The organism is Mesorhizobium sp. CA10, assembly GCF_020165285.1.
GTDB lineage: Bacteria > Pseudomonadota > Alphaproteobacteria > Rhizobiales > Rhizobiaceae > Mesorhizobium.
On the sequence record NZ_JAIUHV010000016.1, the window covers coordinates 42,968 to 60,968 of the forward strand.

The window sequence follows — 18,001 nt, forward strand, 5'->3', positions numbered from 1 at the left end:
TGATCTAAGAAGAAAAAGGCCGCTCTCGTAGCGGCCTTTTTTGTTCAGGCCAGCCGCAACTGCCAGCAAGCAGAACGACAGCCTCGGTGCTGGACGGCGCGCCTTCAATTGCGCATGATCGGACTAAATCAGCGATCGAACCGGCTTCAGGCTTGCCGGCATCGAGGCCGAGCGCGCCGAACTGCGGGACGATGCTTCGCCGTGGCGACATCAACGACCATACGGCGCGCAAGCTGTTCACCGAAATCACCTTCTCAGAGGCGATGCTGAAGCCGCGAACCGCGCGATTAGCATCCGCCAGGCTTGGCTTGACGCAAACCGGCCAGCAAATTTCGCGCCGCAAACGTGGCAGGCCGAAAACAACTGTGTTAATGCGCGGCGACCTCGCAGACCTCCGGCCCCAAGGGAAAGCAAGCCATGTCAAATGCCGCGGCAGCCTCCACCAAATTCGAATCCTTCTTCGAGACCACGCTTGCCGACGCCGATCCGGAAATCTTCGGCGCCATCCGCAACGAACTCGGTCGCCAGCGCCATGAGATCGAGTTGATCGCTTCCGAAAACATCGTGTCGCGCGCCGTGCTCGAGGCGCAGGGCTCGATCATGACCAACAAATATGCCGAGGGCTACCCGGGCAAGCGCTACTATGGCGGCTGCCAGTTCGTCGACGTGGCCGAGGAACTGGCCATCGAGCGCGCCAAAAAGCTGTTCGGCTGCAACTTCGCCAACGTCCAGCCGAACTCGGGCAGCCAGATGAACCAGGCGGTGTTTCTGGCGCTGCTGCAGCCCGGCGACACGTTCATGGGTCTCGACCTGAATTCGGGCGGCCATCTCACCCACGGCTCGCCGGTCAACATGAGCGGCAAGTGGTTCAAGGTCGTCTCCTACGGCGTGCGCAAGGACGATCACCTGCTCGATATGGACGCGATCGAGAAGACCGCGCATGAGACGAAGCCGAAGCTGATCCTGGCCGGCGGCACCGCCTATTCGCGCATCTGGGACTGGAAGCGTTTCCGCGAGATCGCCGATTCGATCGGCGCTTACCTCATGGTCGACATGGCGCATATCGCCGGTCTCGTCGCCGGCGGCATGCATCCGTCGCCGCTGCCCCACGCCCATGTCGTGACCACGACGACCCACAAGTCGCTGCGCGGCCCGCGCGGCGGCATGATCCTGTGCAATGACGAGGAAATCGCCAAGAAGATGAACTCGGCGGTGTTCCCGGGCCTGCAGGGCGGGCCGCTGATGCATGTCATCGCCGCCAAGGCGGTGGCGCTCGGCGAAGCGCTGAAGCCGAGCTTCAAGGCCTATGCCGAAAGCATCGTCGCCAATGCCAAGGCGCTGGCCTCCAGCCTGCAGGAGACTGGCCTCGACATCGTCTCGGGCGGCACCGACAATCACCTGATGCTGGTCGACCTTCGTCCGAAGAACGCCACCGGCAAGCGCGCGGAAGCAGCCCTTGGCCGCGCCAACATCACCTGCAACAAGAACGGCATCCCATTCGATCCGGAAAAGCCGTTCGTCACCTCTGGCGTGCGCCTCGGCACGCCGGCCGGCACCACGCGCGGCTTCGGCCAGGCCGAGTTCCGCGAGATCGGCAAGCTGATCGCCGAGGTGCTGGACGGGCTGAAGGCGGCGAATTCCGATGAAGGCAACGCGGCGGTCGAGGCCGCTGTGAAGGCCAAGGTCACGGCGCTGACCGACCGCTTCCCGCTCTATCCCTATCTCGGTTGACCGGGCGCCGCGCGTCATCTTTTATCCTGCGCTTGCGCCGCTCCTCTGGGCGGCGCGGCTTACTGGAGATCCGATGATGCGTACTTCCCGTCTCGCTGCGGCTTTGCTTGGCCCGCTTGCCGCCTTCGCCGCCTCCGCCGCGATGGCTCAGGACGAAACCAAGCCGGATGCTGATCTGCCCGCCACCAATACCTTCGGCAGGTGGACCACCATCATCGATACGCTCGATACCGGGCAGGACGCGCACAAGACCTGCGCCGCCTCGACGGCTTTCCTCGACGGCAACGGCAATGCCGGATCCCTGACGCTGTCGATCTCGACCGGCGACGCGCTGCCGCCGGATGCCTATCCGGCCATCATGTTCATCATCGACAACAAGACCTTGCCGACCGGCGACAAGATCGCCGCGACCTTCGGCGACCCCGGCGTGAAGGTCGCCGCGACGGTCACCTCCAACGCCGCCGCCGGCGGCCGCCCGAGCTGGTTGGTCGACAACCAGGCCAAGACCAGCCTGGCCTTGCTGCGCGCCATGCGCAAGGTCACCTCGCTCGATGTGACTTTCGGCAAACAGGCCGTCGCCAGCATTCCGATGGATGGCTTCACCAAGGCTTATCGCAATCTCGGCACGTCCTGCGGGTTTTCGACCAAGGACGTCGCGCCCTGACGTTGCCGGCCTTGGCAGGGCGCTGGCAATTGTGCTTGCGCCTCGCTATCTCTGAAGGGGAGAAAAGGTCTTTCCTTTGCCAAGACGGCAAAAGGCACTAAGCCTTCCGCCATCTGAGAATCGCGAACCCAAGGCTTTCCATGCGCTGCCCTTATTGCCAGTCCGAAGATACGCAGGTGAAGGATTCGCGTCCCGCCGAGGACGGCGCTGCGATCCGCCGGCGGCGGGTGTGCCCTGATTGCGGCGGCCGCTTCACCACCTTCGAGCGTGTCCAACTGCGCGACCTCGTCGTCATCAAGAAGTCCGGGCGCAAGGTGCCGTTCGACCGCGACAAGCTGTTGCGTTCCGTCGAGATCGCGGTGCGCAAGCGCAATGTCGACCCCGAGCGCATCGACCGCGCCGTCACCGGCATCGTGCGCCAGCTCGAAAGCTCCGGCGAAACCGAAGTGGCCTCGGGCGAGGTCGGCCGGCTGGTCATGGAGGCGCTGAAGTCGCTCGATGACGTTGCCTATGTCCGCTTCGCCTCGGTCTACCGCAATTTCCGCGAGGCCAAGGATTTTCACGAGCTGCTGGGCGAATTGAAGGGCGACGAGGAAAAAAGCGAAGAGGACGCCGGCTGATCATGGCGGGACCGCGACTGGACGAGGCCGCGCAGGCGGCCCTTGATCGCCGTTTCATGGCCGCGGCCATCAGGCTGTCGCGCCGCAATGCCGGCCGCACCTCAACCAACCCTTCCGTCGGCACCATCATCGTGCGCGACGATGGCGCCGGCCCGATGATCGTCGGCACCGGGGTGACGGCCGTGGGCGGCCGCCCCCATGCCGAGACAGAAGCGCTGGCCGAGGCCGGCGAGCTTGCGCGCGGTGCTACGGCTTACGTTACTCTGGAGCCCTGCGCCCATCACGGCCGCACGCCACCCTGCGCCAATGCGCTGGTCAATGCCGGCATCGCGCGCGTCGTCGGTGCGGCGAGCGATCCCGATCCGCGCGTCTCCGGCAAGGGCTACGCCATCCTGCGCGCCGCCGGCGTCGAGGTGGCGGAGAAGGTGCTGGCCACCGAGGCTGCCGAGCAGATGGCCGGCTATCTGACTCGTTCTCTGAAAAAACGCCCGGAAGTGACTCTGAAGCTTGCGCTTTCTAGCGACGGCAAGATCGGCCGCAAAGGCGCCGGACAGGTCGCCATCACCGGCGAGATCGCCCGGCGCGACGTCTATCTGATGCGCGCCGAGGCCGACGCCATCCTGATCGGCATCGGCACCGCGCTCGAGGACGACCCGGCGCTGACCGTGCGCCTGCCCGGACTGGAGAACCGCTCGCCGGCGCGCGTCATCCTCGATCGGCAGATCCGGCTGCCGGAGACGTCCAAGCTGGTGTCCGGCGTCGATCGCGTGCCGCTCTATGTCGCCGCTTGCCTGGAGGCCGATCCGCATCGGCGGGCGGCGCTGGAACGCGCGGGCGTGCGCTTCATCGGCACCGAAACCTATGATGGCTTCGTCGCTCTGCCGGAATTGCTGGAAGACCTTGCCGCACTCGGCATGGCGAGCGTTTTGGTCGAAGGCGGCGCCAGGGTGGCCAAGGCCTTCCTGGAGGAAGACCTGGTCGACCGCATCGTCCTGTTCCAGGGGCCGGAGGCGATCGGCGAGGACGGCATTGCATCGCCCATCGACGCCGACCACATCCCGGCTGGATTTCGCAAGCTGCGTGACATGCGCTTCGGCGAGGACAGTTACGCCGAGTGGGTAAGACCATGAGCCCAAAAAGTGGGAACCGGTTTTTGGATAAGATCACGATCAATACGAAAGACGCTCTCTGATGTTTACGGGAATTGTGACTGATGTTGGTACGGTTGCGAGCGTGAAGCCGCTCGCCCAAGGCATCGGCCTGCGCATCGACACCGCCTATGATCCAGAAACGATCGCGATCGGCGCTTCGATTTCCTGCGGCGGCGTCTGTCTCACCGTCACGGCGCTGCCCGAGCATGGCTCCAACGCGCGCTGGTTCGAGGTCGAGGCCTGGGAGGAAGCGCTGAGGCTGACCACCGCGTCGAGCTGGAAATCCGGCACCCGGATCAATCTGGAACGGGCACTGAAGATCGGCGATGAGCTCGGCGGCCATATCGTTTCCGGCCATGTCGACGGCACCGCCGAGATCGTCGAGCGCAAGGAGGAGGGCGATGCCGTGCGCTTCACCCTCGAAGCGCCGCGCAATCTGGCGAAGTTCATCGCGCCCAAAGGGTCGGTCGCGCTCGACGGCACCTCGCTTACCGTCAACAAGGTCGAAGCGACCCGCTTCGACGTGCTCCTCATCCATCATTCGCTGAGCGTCACCACCTGGGGCGAGCGCCAGGCCGGCGACCGCGTCAACATCGAGATCGACACTATGGCCCGCTATGCCGCGCGCCTGGCGGAGGCCGCGAAAGAGGGGCTGTGATGGATCCCAAAGGAGCTGAAGAGACCGTCGAGCGCTGGCAGATGACTCTCGACGCGTTGGCGGATGTCGATGCCGGCAGAGTGATAAAACACCAGGAAGTCGAGGCTTGGGTCAAAAGCCTGGTGGATCGCGCGGATCTCGCAACGCGTCAGCCTGAATAGGTCACAGAACGTCGCGCCGCAGCATCTTCCGCTTGCGGTCAACACGGCTTCGGCCTAAGTCACCGGCAACCCCCCGGAGACTTTTATGGCTGGCACATCCCAACACGGCAAAGCGTTCATTCGCCCGAAGGCGAAGGCGCATCTGCTCATTGTCGAAGCGCGCTTTCACGACGATCTCGCCGACGCCCTGCTCGATGGCGCGACCGGCGCGCTCGATGAGGCCGGCGCCACCTATGACGTGGTGACGGTTCCCGGCTCGCTCGAAATACCGGCTGTCATCACCTTCGCGCTCGATGGCGCGGCCGAAGGCGGCACGCATTACGACGGTTTTGTTGCGCTCGGCACCGTCGTCCGTGGCGACACCTATCATTTCGACATCGTCGCCAATGAATCGAGCCGCGCGCTGATGGACCTTTCGGTGCAGGAGGCGATCGCGATCGGCAACGGCATTCTGACCACCGAGAACGACGCGCAGGCATGGGCGCGCGCACGCAAGACGGAAGGCGACAAGGGCGGCTTCGCTGCGCGCGCGGCGCTGACCATGATCGCGCTCAAAGAGAAATTCGGAGCCCAATCGTGACCGATCCCGCCTCGACCGGTGCGGTGCGCCACGCCAACAAGCGTGGTGCCGCTCGTCTTGCCGCCGTCCAGGCGCTCTATCAGATGGATGTGGCCGGCAGCGGCGTCTTCGAGATCACGGCCGAATACGAAGCCTTCCGCCTCGGCAAGGAGGTCGACGGCGCGCTCTATCGCGAGGCCGACGCGCAATGGTTCCGCGCCATCCTGACCGGCGTCGTCGAGAACCAGAAGACCATCGATCCCGTCATCCGCCAGGCGCTCACCGAGGACTGGCCGCTGTCGCGGCTGGATTCGACGCTACGCGCCATCCTGCGCGCCGGCGTCTACGAACTGATGAAGCGCGAGGACGTGCCGGTGGCCGTCATCGTCTCCGAATATGTCGACATCGCCAAGGCATTTTACGAGGAAGACGAGCCGAAGCTGGTCAACGCCGTGCTGGATCGCGTTTCGCGCCGGGTTCGCGGCGAGGGACGCGGCAAGGACGCTTCGTGACAACCGCAACGGCCGCGGTCGCCGAGACCGGCAGGGAAGGGCGTCGCACGGCGGTGCTGCTTGCCGCAGCGCAGGCGATCGTCGGTTCGGCCGCGCCGATCGCCATTTCGCTAGGCGCGTTGGCCGGGCAATATCTGCTCGGTCCAGATAAGTCACTCGCGACGGCGCCGGTCACCGGTTTCAATATCGGCGTGGCGCTGGGAGCCTTGCCGGCCGCCGCCATCATCCGCCGGCTCGGCCATCGCGGCGGCTTCATGACAGGCACTGTCGTCACCGCGCTCGGCGGCCTGGTCGCGACGCTCGCGCTCTTTCAGGCAAGTTTCTGGCTGTTCGCCTTCGGCCTCTGCGTCATTGGCGTCGGTGGCGCTTTCGTCCAGCAATTCCGCTTCGCGGCTGCCGACAATGCGCCGCCGGAATTCAAGGCGCGCGCCATCTCCTTCGTGCTGGCGGGCGGCATCATCACTGCCGTCCTCGGGCCGCAGATCGTCATCTACACGCGCGAATTGCTGGCTCCGGTGATGTTCGCAGGATCCTTCGTGTCGATCTTGCCCTTGGCGGCGGTCGGCGCGCTCATCCTGTCGTTCCTGCGGGTTTCCTCCCGGACGGGCGCCGTCACTGAAACCGCCGCAAGCGATGCCCGCCCGCTGATTGAAATTGTCGCCCAGCCGCGTTTCGTCGCCGCGTTGTTCTGCACCGTCGGCAGCTACGCGCTGATGAGCTTCGTCATGACCGGCGCGCCGCTCGCCATGGTCGGCTGCGGCCTGTCGGAAGACAATGCCACGCTTGGCATTTCGTGGCACGTCATGGCCATGTTCGGGCCAAGCTTCTTCACCGGTACGCTGATCCATCGCTTCGGCGCCGAGCGCATCGTCGCCACTGGCCTTGTCCTGCTGATCGGCTGTGCTGCCGTGGCGCTTTCCGGCTTGGCGCTCTGGCAGTTCTGGACGGCGCTGATCCTGCTCGGGCTTGGCTGGAATTTCGGCTTCATCGGCGCCACCGCAATGGTCGCGGCCAGCTACCGGCCGTCCGAGAAGAGCAAGGTCCAAGGTTTCCACGACTTCGTCCTGTTCGGCTCCGTCGCATTCGCTTCGCTGATGTCGGGCGCGATCTACAACGCCTGGGGCTGGACCATGCTGAACTGGATCGTCTTCCCGGTCGTCGCGCTCTGCTTTGCCGCGCTCGGCACGTTGAAGTTGGTGGGCGCTCCCAAATCTTGAAGAAGGCGCCCGACCAGCTCTTCCGGCCTCTTGAACAACCTGCCTGAACGACCGGCGTCAGGCATCCGGGGGGAGCACCTGCAGGACCCGCGCGATGAACATGTGGAACTCCTGCATATAGTTGCGCAGGAATGTCTCTGTTGACGCCACCGTCACCTCGCCATCGTCGGTGATCAGCCCCGGGGTGAACTGAATGTAGGCTTCGGGCGAGTTCATCTGGGGCGCGTTGCAGAAGCTGAGCACGCTGCGCAGGCTCTGTTGGGCGACCGCGGTTGCGATCGCGCCCGGCGATGTTCCGATGACGGCAGTCGGTTTGCGGGCAAAGGAGTTCTTGCCGTAGGGCCGGCTGGCCCAGTCGATTGCATTCTTCAGGCCGCCGGGGATTGATCGGTTGTACTCCGGCGTGACGAAAAGCACCGCCTGGACGGATGCGATGGCTTTCTTGAACTCCAGGGCGACAGGCGGGAAGGCGGCGTCATAGTCGTAGCTGTAGAGCGGCAAGTCCTTGAAGGGGATTTCCGTCATCTCAAGTTCCGGCGGCGCCAGTTTGACGAGAGCCTTCGCAAGCTTGCGGTTGATGGAGCCCTTGGCGAGGCTGCCGATGAGGTAGCCGACTTTGTGCTTGGCCATGACACACTCCTGTTTTGGCCGCCGACCCGCCTTTCCCAATATTTCGCAAAACAGGGTAAGCCGCCAGCCGGCCTTAGGTCGGCATCGCGCTATGTCGGGTGGAACAGTGCTTTTGTCGGATCGAACAAAATTATTGCGCCTGTCCCCCAAGTTATGAAACCGTGTACCCCGACTGCCCGTCATAGCCGTGCTCATATACAGCCACCGATCAATCGGCTCACAGCAAGGGATTTCACAATGTTTTCAATCGGAAAGCTCGCCGTAGCGGCCCTCGCGCTCGGCCTTGCCACTGCCTCGGCCAGCGCTCAGGTGGTCGTCTCCTCGAAGATCGATACCGAAGGCGGGGTGCTGGGCAATATCATCCAGCTCGTGCTCAACGCCAACAACATCAAGACGACCGACCGGATCCAACTCGGCGCGACGCCCGTGGTGCGCAAGGCGATCACCGCTGGCGAGATCGACATCTATCCCGAATATACCGGCAATGCCGCCTTCTTCTTCCAGAAGGCAGACGATCCGGTCTGGAAGGACGCCGCCAAGGGCTACGAAACCGCCAAGAAGCTCGACTATGACGCCAACAAGATTGTCTGGCTGTCGCCGTCGCCGGCCAACAACACCTGGGCGATCGCGCTGCGCAAGGAAGTGGCCGACGAGAACAAGCTCGTCACCTTGACCGACTTCGGCAAATACGTCGCGGGCGGCGGCAAGGTTGTGTTGGCGGCCTCCGCTGAGTTCGTCAATTCGGCGGCGGCGCTCCCGGCCTTCCAGACGACATACGGCTTCACGCTGAAGCCGGATCAGCTGATCACCCTCTCCGGTGGCGATACCGCGGCGACCATCGCAGCCGCTGCCAACCAGACCAACGGCGCCAACGCCGCCATGGTCTATGGTACCGATGGCGGCATCCAGCCTTCCGGCCTCGTCGTGCTCGAGGACGACAAGGCTGTGCAGCCTGTCTATCAGCCCGCACCGATCATCCGGGAAGAGGTCCTGAAGCAGCATCCCGAGATCGAGACGCTGCTGAAGCCGGTCTTCGCCAAGCTCGATCTCGTCACGTTGCAGGGGCTCAACGGCCGCGTTCAACTGGGCGGCGAGCCAGCGAAGGGGGTCGCGGAGGATTTTTTGAAGAAGAACGGGTTTTTGAAGTAAGATAAGCCCGCCTTGAAAAGCGAGAAGTCGTTGCGAGGCGCCCCCCTCTGTCCTGCCGGACATCTCCCCCTCAAGGGGGGAGATTGGCTGTTGCTGCGCCTCGCTCCCTTCTCCGGCCTTGGTGATTGGCGAAGGCCCTCGCGACATCTGATCTCCCCCCTAGAGGGGGAGATGGCCAGTAGGCCAAAGGGGGGCGCCTCGCGCAAACGCGCGTCATGACCATCCGCCTCGACAAGCTCGGCGTCGTCATTGCCGCGATCGTGGCCTACGCCGCGTTCCTCGCCCCGTTCGCCACGTTCCGCGCCAACCGTATCGTGCCGGGGCAGGCGCGCTCGATCCTGGAAGCGCTGCCGTCCATGCTTGGCCTGCTGTTGCTGGCGATAGTGACAGGGGCCGCGATCGTCGCCCTGCTCAGGACGCCGCTTTTGCTCAGGCTGATCGCCGGCGTCGTGGCGCTGGTCGCGCTGTCGGTCCTGATCGGTGTTGCCGGCGGTTTTCTGACGCCCGCCGGCAACACCTTCGCTCGCGTCTCGCCGGCCTCCGGTTTCTGGCTGCTGATCTTCGCATTCACCTTGCTTCTCGCCGATGTGTTGACCAGGCTGAACCTGTCGCCCTGGGCGCGCATCGGCGTGCTCATGCTGGCCGCTTTAGCCATTGCCGCGCTGCTCGTTTCGGGACGTTGGGACAGTCTTTCCATCCTCAAGGAATATACCGGCCGCGCCGACAGTTTCTGGGCCGAAGCTTCCAAGCACGTCACGCTGGCGCTTGGCTCGCTGGCCGGCGCGGTCGTGGTCGGGATACCGCTCGGCATCTTGTGCCATCGCGTCGAGAAGCTGCGGGCAGGGGTGCTCAACGTGCTCAACATCATCCAGACCATTCCGTCGATCGCGCTCTTTGGCCTGCTGATCGCGCCGCTCGGCTGGGTCGCCCTGCACGTGCCGGGTGCCGCCGCGGTCGGCATCAGGGGCATCGGCACCGCGCCGGCCTTTGTCGCGCTGTTCCTCTATTCGCTGCTGCCGGTGGTGGCCAACACCGTGGTGGGACTCGCCGGCGTGCCACGCGCCGCCAACGACGCCGCGCGCGGCATGGGCATGACCGATCGCCAGCGCCTCTTCGATGTCGAGTTCCCGCTCGCCTTTCCGGTGATCCTGACCGGCATCCGCATCGTGCTTGTTCAGAACATCGGGCTTGCCACTATCGCCGCGCTGATCGGCGGCGGCGGCTTCGGCGTGTTTGTTTTCCAGGGTGTCGGCCAGACGGCGATGGATCTGGTGCTGCTCGGCGCGCTGCCGACCGTGGCGCTGGCCTTTGCTGCGGCGATCATCCTCGACGCGGTCATCGAGATGACCGCCACCAAGCGCAGGGTTGAAACGGCATGATCGAAATCGAAGGCATTACCAAGCGCTATGACGAGACGACGGTGGTCGACAATGTTTCGATGGTCATCGAGCCTCGAACCGTCGCAACCATCGTCGGCACGTCGGGGTCCGGCAAGACGACGCTGCTCCGGATGATCAATCGGCTGGTCGAGCCGACCTCCGGCGTCATCAAGCTCGACGGTGCCGACAACCGCTCGCTGCCCGGCTATCAGCTGCGCCGCAGCATCGGCTACGCCATCCAGGGGCATGGCCTGTTTCCACACCGCACGGTAGCGCAGAACATCGCCACCGTGCCGTTGCTGCTCGGTTGGGACCGAGACCGCATCAAGGCGCGCGTCGACGAGTTGATGACGCTCTACCAGCTCGACCCGCAGGCTTACGGGCCGCGCTACCCGCACGAGCTTTCCGGCGGGCAGCAGCAGCGCGTCGGCGTTGCACGCGCTTTGGCCGCCGAGCCGAACGTGCTTTTGATGGACGAGCCCTTCGGCGCGCTCGACCCGATCATCCGCACCAAGGCGCAGGAGGATCTGCTGGCGATCCAGAAGCGCTTCGGCACCACCATCATCCTCGTCACCCACGACATGGAAGAAGCCGTGCATCTGGGCGACAAAATAGCCGTCATGGATGCGGGCAAGCTGGTGCAATACGCAAGACCGGCGGAGATTCTGGCCAAGCCTGCGAACGGCTTCGTCGAGACGTTGGTGGGCGCCAGCGAAAGGCCGTTCCGGCTGCTGTCGCTGGGGCCTGTGCGCGATGCCGTGGAGCCGGGTGGCGCCGAAGGCGAGGCGATCCCCGGCGAAGCCACGCAGCGCGACGCCCTGGCCGAGCTCTTGTGGTCGGGACGCCCGGCGCTGCCGGTGAAAGGCGCCGACGGCAAGCTGCTCGGCCGCGTCACCATCGAAGGCCTGGTCAAACGCGCGGCGAGGCCGCAATGAAAGCCCGGCTGCCTGCGATGCTGAGGCTGGCTGTTCTCTTGCTGCTGGCGGTCTTCATCACCAGCCCGAACTGGTTCGAGCCGCTGCTGAAACCGCTGACCGAGAATGGTGCGCCGGCGATCTACAACCAGGGCAGCCTGCTGACGCTGACATTGCAGCATCTGCGGATCGTGCTGATGGCGACAGTGGCGGCGACGATCGTGGCCGTGGCTTTAGCCATCCTGGTCACCAGGCCGGCCGGCGCCGAGTTCCTGCCCTTGTCGCGCAGCCTGGTCAATATCGGCCAGACCTTCCCGCCGGTTGCGGTGCTGGCGCTTGCTGTGCCGGCCGTCGGCTTCGGCGAGAAGCCGACGCTGATCGCGCTCTTCCTCTATGGCCTGCTGCCGATCTTCGAGAATGCGCTGACGGCGCTCACCACCCTGCCCGGCAACGTGATGGAAGCGGCGCGCGGCGCAGGCATGACTGGCTGGCAAAGGCTGATGAAGGTCGAGCTGCCGCTGAGCGCCCCGGTGATCCTCGGCGGCATCCGGCTCTCGGTGGTCATCAGCCTCGCCACCGCGACCATCGGCTCGACGGTTGCCGCCAAGACGCTCGGCGAGGCGATAATCGCCGGCCTGATCTCGAACAACCTTGCCTTCGTGCTGCAGGGCGGTCTGATCGTCGCGGCGCTTGCCGTGCTGATCTATGACGGCCTGTCGGCGATCGAACGCTACGCCGCGCGGCGTATGGGGCAGGGGGCGGAGTAGCTGGTTGGTCGGCAATACCCGGCGTCATTTCAATCGATCTAATTCGAAGCCTGCGCCGACACAGCTATTGGCACTATCGTCTTTTGGGCGAAAGCCGGGCAAAAACCGAACAATATCTTGACGTTCCAAGCCCTGTTTCGCATACACCCCAGCCAAGGGGTGGATTCCGCATGCGGCATCCATCTCCGTTCCAACGGCCCAGGGAGGGGTTCTTTTGGGCCATCAATCGAGGAAAATCCGGCAATGACCATCATTACCGCCGTCATCGCCTGCGGCCTGCTGTCAGTTCTGTACGCCATCTGGGCGACACGTTCGGTCCTTGCGTCCGATCAGGGCAATCAGCGCATGCAGGAAATCTCCGCCGCCATCCGCGAAGGCGCCCAGGCTTACCTGGCGCGCCAGTACACGACCATCGCGATCGTCGGCATCGTCGTTCTCCTGCTTGCCTGGTGGCTGCTTTCGATCACCGCCGCCATCGGCTTCCTGATCGGCGCGGTGCTCTCGGGCGCCGCCGGTTTCATCGGCATGCATGTCTCGGTGCGCGCCAATGTGCGAACCGCGCAAGCCGCTTCGAACAGCCTTGCCGCCGGCCTCGACATCGCCTTCAAGTCGGGCGCCATCACCGGCATGCTGGTCGCGGGCCTGGCGCTGCTTGGCGTCTCGATCTACTATTTCATCCTGACCGGCCCGATGGGCCTGCAGCCGAACGACCGCGTCGTCATCGACTCGCTGGTCGCCCTCGGCTTCGGCGCCTCGCTGATCTCGATCTTCGCCCGTCTCGGCGGCGGCATCTTCACCAAGGGCGCCGACGTCGGCGGCGATCTCGTCGGCAAGGTCGAGGCCGGTATCCCCGAAGACGATCCGCGCAACCCGGCCACCATCGCCGACAATGTCGGCGACAATGTCGGCGACTGCGCCGGCATGGCCGCCGATCTGTTCGAGACCTATGCGGTGACCGTCGTCGCCACCATGGTGCTCGCCGCCATCTTCTTCGGCGGTACCGCGATGCTGGGGGCCGCGATGCTCTATCCGCTGGCCATCTGCGGCGCCTGCATCCTGACCTCGATCGTCGGCACCTTCTTCGTCAAGCTGGGTTCCAACGGCTCGATCATGGGCGCGCTCTACAAGGGCCTGATCGTCACCGGCCTGCTGTCGATCGTCGGCCTCGCCGCCGCTACATCGGCCACGCTCGGCTGGGGCGAGGTCGGCACGGTCGCCGGCATCGTCATCACCGGCAAGAACCTGTTCATCTGCGGCCTGATCGGCTTGGCTGTGACCGGCTTGATTGTCGTGATCACGGAATACTACACCGGCACCAACAAGCGTCCGGTGAACTCGATCGCTCAGGCGTCGGTGACCGGCCACGGCACCAACGTGATCCAGGGCCTCGCGGTCTCGCTGGAATCGACGGCGCTGCCGGCCATCGTCATCGTCGGCGGCATCATCGCCACCTATCAGCTCGGCGGCCTTTTCGGCACAGCGATCGCCGTCACCACCATGCTCGGGCTGGCCGGCATGATTGTGGCGCTCGACGCTTTCGGCCCGGTCACCGACAATGCCGGCGGCATTGCCGAAATGGCCGGCCTGCCCAAGGAAGTCCGCCACTCGACCGACGCGCTCGACGCGGTCGGCAACACCACCAAGGCGGTGACCAAGGGCTATGCCATCGGCTCGGCCGGCCTCGGCGCGCTGGTGCTGTTCGCCGCCTACTCGAATGATCTCAGGTTCTTTGCCGCCAATGGCGATAAGTACCCCTACTTCCAGGGCATGGGCGAGATCTCGTTCGATCTCTCCAACCCGTATGTCGTCGCCGGCCTCATCTTCGGCGGCCTGATTCCCTATCTGTTCGGCGGTATCGCGATGACCGCGGTCGGTCGCGCCGCCGGCTCGATCGTCGAGGAAGTGCGCAAGCAGTTCCGCGAGGACAAGGGCATCATGGCCGGCACCTCGAAGCCGAACTATGCGCGCGCCGTCGACATCCTGACCAGGGCGGCGATCCGGGAAATGATCATTCCGTCGCTGCTCCCGGTGCTGGCGCCGCTCGTCGTCTATTTCGGCGTGCTGCTGATCTCGGGCTCGAAGGCCTCGGCCTTCGCGGCGCTCGGCGCCTCGCTGCTCGGCGTCATCGTCAACGGCCTCTTCGTCGCCATCTCGATGACCTCCGGAGGCGGCGCCTGGGACAACGCCAAGAAGTCGTTCGAGGACGGCTTTACCGACAAGGACGGCGTCAAGCACCTGAAGGGTTCGGAAGCGCACAAGGCCTCGGTCACCGGCGACACCGTCGGCGATCCCTACAAGGACACCGCCGGCCCGGCCGTCAACCCGGCGATCAAGATCACCAACATCGTCGCGCTGCTTCTGCTCGCCGTGCTCGCGCACGGCTGATTGCGGCTATTCCACGACAAAGCCCGCGGGAGTGATCCCGCGGGCTTTGTGTTTCGGCATGACATCATGCATTCCGGGGCACTCAACCGGCTTCCGGCCTTTCGCCGTCACGGCGATAGCGGGCCAGCAACGCGTTGGCGTCTGGTTCTCGTTCGGGCATCGGCGGCAAGCCGCGTGTCCGGCGCAACATGGCAATGAACGCGCCGCGGCGATATTGGCGACGGAAGGACCGCGCCCGCGGATGTATGCCAAGCATCGCCAGAAGCCTGCGTTTGAGATAGCGGGAGCGCTTGAGGGGGGCGGGTTCCTCGGCGTTGCCTAGAATCCTGACCCGCAACGCGTCTGGCGCATCCATCGCGTCCATCAGTTCTTCCTGCTCCCGCGCCGTATCTCGCGCATAGCTGCCTTCGCGCTTGCCCGAATGCAGCATGAGCACGGTCAGATGGGGCATTGTTGCAATCACCGCACCCTTGCGCCAGGCACGGAACAGCCAGTCCTGGGAACTCTCGCAAACGCACTGGCTGGCCGGGCGCCATGGCCCAAGCCTTGGCAGCGACGCGCGCCGGATCATTTGCGCGGAGCCGAATCCGACAGTGGTGACTGGGTCGTAGAAGCCGTCCCGGCCCATCCCGAGGATCATATGCCTGGAGCCTTTGCTCGCGGACGACTCGATGACTGCACCTCGGGCGATCAGCACATCGGCACCGGTGGCGTCGATCCAGCCGCACATGGACGCCAGATGGTCGGGAAACCACAGGTCGTCATGGTTCAAGATGGCGATGAAGCGGCCGCGGGCCGAGCAAAGCCGATATTGTTCGGACCCGACTGCTCGCCGAAGTTCACGGGAAGGTCGATATAGCAGATGCGGGCGTCTTCGAATGCAGCGACCGTGGCCGCGGTGTCAGGGCGGCACGCGTCACCGATGACTATGGCTTCCCAGTCCTGCAGGGTCTGACCAATGAGGCTCTTCAGCGCCTGATGCAGCACCGCCGGACGATTGTGCGTCGCCATCACGATCGAGACCAGCGGTTCGATCGGTCCGATTGGCGCGCCTTGACCGGCCTGTTCCACACTACACCAGCTTGTAGGGGATTTGTTCCGTATCGGGCGGCAGGCGCCAATGGTCGGGCGCGTCATAGGCGTAAGCCTTGTCGACGAGGTTGAGCAGCAACGCTGTCTCCGGTCCGAGGGCGACGACACCGTGCCAGACGCCGGGCGGAATGGTGACGATTGCCGGTCGCGATGCGCCCACGATCTTGTGCCAGACCGTGCCGAAGCTGGGCGAAGCCTTGCGTCCGTCGAAAAGCGATATCCGCACGCTGCCGGCGCAGCAGAACAGGCGGTCGAGAGTCACCGCATGTGCGTGCCAGCCCGTCACTGCGCCCGGATACATTGTGCGCTGAAACACTTGCCCGACCGGCGATTGATCGAGAGCCCATTCCTCGCGAAAGATCTCGGTCAGGTAGCCGTTGGAAGTCGCGACGGGTCTGATTTCCTTGAATGTGACGCCCTCGATCGGCGGCGCATCGACGGCGAGCCAGTCCGGCGTCACCGTCTGTTGGTCAGGCGTGCCGGTGGCCATCCAGCCCTGCGGTACGGTACGATCGTTGTTGCTCATATCCAGCCCCCCGGAAATCGCCAAAGCGTCATACGTGGCTATACGGGCATAGGCAAGCGCAGTCGGACGGTCGCCGGCAGGCGACGAAAGACCGTCGATCGAAGTCTTTCGTTCAGTCAGGTTGCCGGGCGAGCGAACTCAGGGCGTACCGCCGCTACCGCCGCCGGGAATGCCGGGCGCCAGCTTGCTGGCGCCACTGATGACCTGGCTCAGGAAGTTCTGGTCCTTGCCGCCGGTCGGCGTCGTCCGCGAGATGAAGTCGAAGACCTTGCCGTCCTTGAGGCCGTAATTGGCGATCTGGGTGACGCGGCCGTCAGCGCCGAAATAGACCGCCAGCACGTGCTGGTCGATGATGCGCGGGTTGTCGAAGGCGACGTAGCGCTTGCGCGTTTGCGAGATGTAGTAGAAGGCCTCGTTGTCGAAGGTCGCCGTCGTCGACGGCGTGCCCAGCGCCAGAAGCACCTGCTCGCGGCTCGATCCGACCGGCACCGAATCGATCGCCTGCTGGTCGATGACGTAGCCTTTCGTCAGCGTCTCGCTCGGATGGAGATCTCCGAACATCTTGGACGAATTGCAGGCGGAAAGCGCTGACACCATTACCAGCAGCGAAGCCGCGCCCACTGGGGCGGGCGCAAAGAACGACTTGAATTTCAGCGCACCCAACAACAAATCTCCATCACATCCCCGCAACTTGCGCTGGGCCGCAAAACCGGTAAACCAGCTTGCATGCCGATGCAACAAGGCCAAATCAAACAACAGGTCCCCGGGAGACCGCCCTCAATGTTCCAGCGCCTTTTTGGCCGCGAACGCAATGCCAACCGCGCTATCACCGACGCGCTCTACGCACAAATCGTGGCGGCGGCGCGGCAAACGGTGTTTTATTCCGACTGGAATGTGCCGGATACGCCGCTCGGCCGCTTCGAGATGCTGTCGCTGCATATGTATCTCGTCCAGCACCGGCTGCATGGCGGGCAAGGCGTGGCCGCCGAGGTCGCGCAAGTGCTGATCGACGAGTTCTTCCTCGATGTCGAGCATTCGCTGCGCGAACTTGGCATTGGCGATGTCGGCGTGCCCAAACGCATGAAGAAGCTGGCAAAGATGTTTTACGGCCGTACGGCTGCCTATGACGAGGCGCTCAAGGAAGACGATCGGGTGGCGCTTGCGGCGGCGCTCGCCCGCAACGTCAGGCCGGACTCCGGCCCCTGGCCGCAGGCGCCGCTGCTGGCGGACTATGTCTGCGAGGCCTCGCACAAGCTTGCCGCCCAGCCGACCGAATCGATCGCCGCCGGCACCGCCGCGTTCCCGGCGGCGGGGGCAGCGTGAAGGAGGCCGGCATGAAAGACGCCGAACTGCGCAGCCCGGTATCCTTCGTCGCCAATGTCGCGCGCTTGCCGCAAAAGGGCTTGCCTGTCCTTGTCGAGGCCGATGAGCGCCAGCGCGAGGCGCTTGCCGCCGACTATGATCTGCTTTCGGTCGAGAGCTATCGCGCCGAACTGCTTGTGGTCCCCTGGAAGCGCAATGGCGTCAAGGTCACCGGTCGCGTCGCGGCCGACATCACGCAAGCCTGCATCGTCACCCTGGATCCGGTCGCCGCGCATATCGACGAGCCCGTCGAGGCGCTGTTTCTGCCCGAGCAGTCGAAGCTTGGGCGCGAAGGTTTCGAAGGCGGCGGCGAGATCGTCCTTGACGCCGACGGGCCGGACAGTCCGGAGACATTTTCCGGCGACACCATCGACGTCGGCGGGCTGGCCGAACAGTTTTTCGGTCTGGCCATCGACCCTTATCCTCGCAAGTCGGGAGCCTCGCTCGACGTCGCCGGCGACGATCAGACCGAGGAAAGCGAATTCCAGAAAAAGCTGCGTTCGCTACTTGGAAAATCCTGAGGT

At 64.5% G+C, this 18,001-nt stretch carries 22 protein-coding genes; 16 read left to right on the top strand and 6 right to left on the bottom strand.

Translation table 11 applies throughout. The annotated features are described in order from the left end of the window. Positions 1–4: 4 nt before the first annotated feature. Positions 5–343, bottom strand: coding sequence for a hypothetical protein (locus tag LB535_RS25880; protein ID WP_224634197.1), 339 nt, complete (start codon positions 341–343; stop codon positions 5–7). A gap of 74 nt (positions 344–417) precedes the next feature. On the opposite strand from LB535_RS25880, the gene glyA reads away from it, so the two are divergent. From glyA to LB535_RS25925, 9 genes are all read left to right on the top strand, one after another. Then, the gene (gene glyA, locus LB535_RS25885) at positions 418–1,731 is read left to right on the top strand and encodes a serine hydroxymethyltransferase (RefSeq protein WP_095767688.1); all 1,314 of its coding nucleotides are present in this window, start codon (positions 418–420) and stop codon (positions 1,729–1,731) included. A gap of 76 nt (positions 1,732–1,807) precedes the next feature. Beyond that, a complete protein-coding gene (locus tag LB535_RS25890; RefSeq protein ID WP_224634239.1) occupies positions 1,808–2,395 on the top strand; it encodes a hypothetical protein in 588 nt (195 codons plus the stop codon). Between the two features lie 140 nt (positions 2,396–2,535). Further along, positions 2,536–3,015 (top strand): transcriptional regulator NrdR, encoded by a 480-nt coding sequence (gene nrdR, locus LB535_RS25895; protein WP_095808301.1) that lies wholly within the window; start codon positions 2,536–2,538, stop codon positions 3,013–3,015. 2 nt (positions 3,016–3,017) lie between these two features. After that, the gene (ribD, locus tag LB535_RS25900; protein ID WP_224634198.1) at positions 3,018–4,145 is read left to right on the top strand and encodes a bifunctional diaminohydroxyphosphoribosylaminopyrimidine deaminase/5-amino-6-(5-phosphoribosylamino)uracil reductase RibD; all 1,128 of its coding nucleotides are present in this window, start codon (positions 3,018–3,020) and stop codon (positions 4,143–4,145) included. Between the two features lie 61 nt (positions 4,146–4,206). Continuing rightward, positions 4,207–4,824, top strand: coding sequence for a riboflavin synthase (locus tag LB535_RS25905; RefSeq protein WP_224634199.1), 618 nt, complete (start codon positions 4,207–4,209; stop codon positions 4,822–4,824). After that, positions 4,824–4,985 carry a hypothetical protein gene (locus LB535_RS25910; protein WP_224634241.1) on the top strand — a complete coding sequence of 54 codons (162 nt, stop codon included), beginning with the start codon at positions 4,824–4,826 and terminating at the stop codon, positions 4,983–4,985. Before LB535_RS25905 ends, LB535_RS25910 begins: the two co-directional genes overlap by 1 nt. An 85-nt stretch (positions 4,986–5,070) precedes the next feature. Continuing rightward, positions 5,071–5,565 carry a 6,7-dimethyl-8-ribityllumazine synthase gene (ribH, locus tag LB535_RS25915; RefSeq protein WP_095767685.1) on the top strand — a complete coding sequence of 165 codons (495 nt, stop codon included), beginning with the start codon at positions 5,071–5,073 and terminating at the stop codon, positions 5,563–5,565. Beyond that, entirely contained in the window at positions 5,562–6,056 is a 495-nt protein-coding gene (nusB, locus tag LB535_RS25920; RefSeq protein WP_095767684.1) for a transcription antitermination factor NusB, read from the top strand. The genes ribH and nusB overlap by 4 nt, the downstream gene beginning before the upstream one ends. Further along, positions 6,053–7,273 carry an MFS transporter gene (locus LB535_RS25925; RefSeq protein ID WP_224634200.1) on the top strand — a complete coding sequence of 407 codons (1,221 nt, stop codon included), beginning with the start codon at positions 6,053–6,055 and terminating at the stop codon, positions 7,271–7,273. Before nusB ends, LB535_RS25925 begins: the two co-directional genes overlap by 4 nt. A 57-nt stretch (positions 7,274–7,330) precedes the next feature. On the opposite strand, the gene LB535_RS25930 is transcribed toward LB535_RS25925, so the two are convergent. Continuing rightward, positions 7,331–7,903: an NADPH-dependent FMN reductase gene (locus LB535_RS25930; protein ID WP_095767682.1), complete on the bottom strand. Its 573-nt coding sequence runs from the start codon at positions 7,901–7,903 to the stop codon at positions 7,331–7,333. A gap of 237 nt (positions 7,904–8,140) precedes the next feature. Between LB535_RS25930 and LB535_RS25935 the strand changes: the two genes are divergently transcribed. The 5 genes from LB535_RS25935 to LB535_RS25955 all read left to right on the top strand — a co-directional run bounded on the left by LB535_RS25935 (position 8,141) and on the right by LB535_RS25955 (position 14,497). After that, positions 8,141–9,052: an ABC transporter substrate-binding protein gene (locus LB535_RS25935; RefSeq protein ID WP_224627003.1), complete on the top strand. Its 912-nt coding sequence runs from the start codon at positions 8,141–8,143 to the stop codon at positions 9,050–9,052. Between the two features lie 215 nt (positions 9,053–9,267). After that, positions 9,268–10,431, top strand: coding sequence for an ABC transporter permease (locus tag LB535_RS25940; RefSeq protein WP_224634201.1), 1,164 nt, complete (start codon positions 9,268–9,270; stop codon positions 10,429–10,431). After that, entirely contained in the window at positions 10,428–11,366 is a 939-nt protein-coding gene (locus LB535_RS25945) for an ABC transporter ATP-binding protein (protein ID WP_224634202.1), read from the top strand. The genes LB535_RS25940 and LB535_RS25945 overlap by 4 nt, the downstream gene beginning before the upstream one ends. Next, entirely contained in the window at positions 11,363–12,112 is a 750-nt protein-coding gene (locus LB535_RS25950; protein WP_224634203.1) for an ABC transporter permease, read from the top strand. Before LB535_RS25945 ends, LB535_RS25950 begins: the two co-directional genes overlap by 4 nt. Positions 12,113–12,355: 243 nt before the next feature. Then, a complete protein-coding gene (locus tag LB535_RS25955; RefSeq protein ID WP_224530671.1) occupies positions 12,356–14,497 on the top strand; it encodes a sodium-translocating pyrophosphatase in 2,142 nt (713 codons plus the stop codon). A gap of 82 nt (positions 14,498–14,579) precedes the next feature. On the opposite strand, the gene LB535_RS25960 is transcribed toward LB535_RS25955, so the two are convergent. The 4 genes from LB535_RS25960 to LB535_RS25970 form a co-directional block, all read right to left on the bottom strand. Further along, complete coding sequence (locus tag LB535_RS25960) at positions 14,580–15,269, bottom strand: glycosyltransferase family 2 protein (RefSeq protein ID WP_263490946.1); 690 nt, start codon at positions 15,267–15,269, stop codon at positions 14,580–14,582. After that, positions 15,266–15,568 (bottom strand): glycosyltransferase family 2 protein, encoded by a 303-nt coding sequence (locus LB535_RS28915; RefSeq protein ID WP_318012351.1) that lies wholly within the window; start codon positions 15,566–15,568, stop codon positions 15,266–15,268. The genes LB535_RS25960 and LB535_RS28915 overlap by 4 nt, the downstream gene beginning before the upstream one ends. A gap of 1 nt (position 15,569) precedes the next feature. After that, the gene (locus LB535_RS25965) at positions 15,570–16,115 is read right to left on the bottom strand and encodes a dTDP-4-dehydrorhamnose 3,5-epimerase family protein (RefSeq protein WP_176477025.1); all 546 of its coding nucleotides are present in this window, start codon (positions 16,113–16,115) and stop codon (positions 15,570–15,572) included. A 138-nt stretch (positions 16,116–16,253) separates the two neighbouring features. Further along, positions 16,254–16,778, bottom strand: a complete 525-nt coding sequence (locus LB535_RS25970; RefSeq protein ID WP_095767674.1) for an outer membrane protein assembly factor BamE — start codon at positions 16,776–16,778, stop codon at positions 16,254–16,256. 117 nt (positions 16,779–16,895) lie between these two features. On the opposite strand from LB535_RS25970, the gene LB535_RS25975 reads away from it, so the two are divergent. Together LB535_RS25975 and LB535_RS25980 are read left to right on the top strand one after the other, a co-directional pair. Next, positions 16,896–17,438: a ubiquinol-cytochrome C chaperone family protein gene (locus LB535_RS25975; RefSeq protein WP_140541296.1), complete on the top strand. Its 543-nt coding sequence runs from the start codon at positions 16,896–16,898 to the stop codon at positions 17,436–17,438. An 11-nt stretch (positions 17,439–17,449) separates the two neighbouring features. Beyond that, positions 17,450–17,998 (top strand): YceD family protein, encoded by a 549-nt coding sequence (locus tag LB535_RS25980; protein ID WP_224608409.1) that lies wholly within the window; start codon positions 17,450–17,452, stop codon positions 17,996–17,998. The last annotated feature ends 3 nt before the right edge of the window (positions 17,999–18,001 follow it).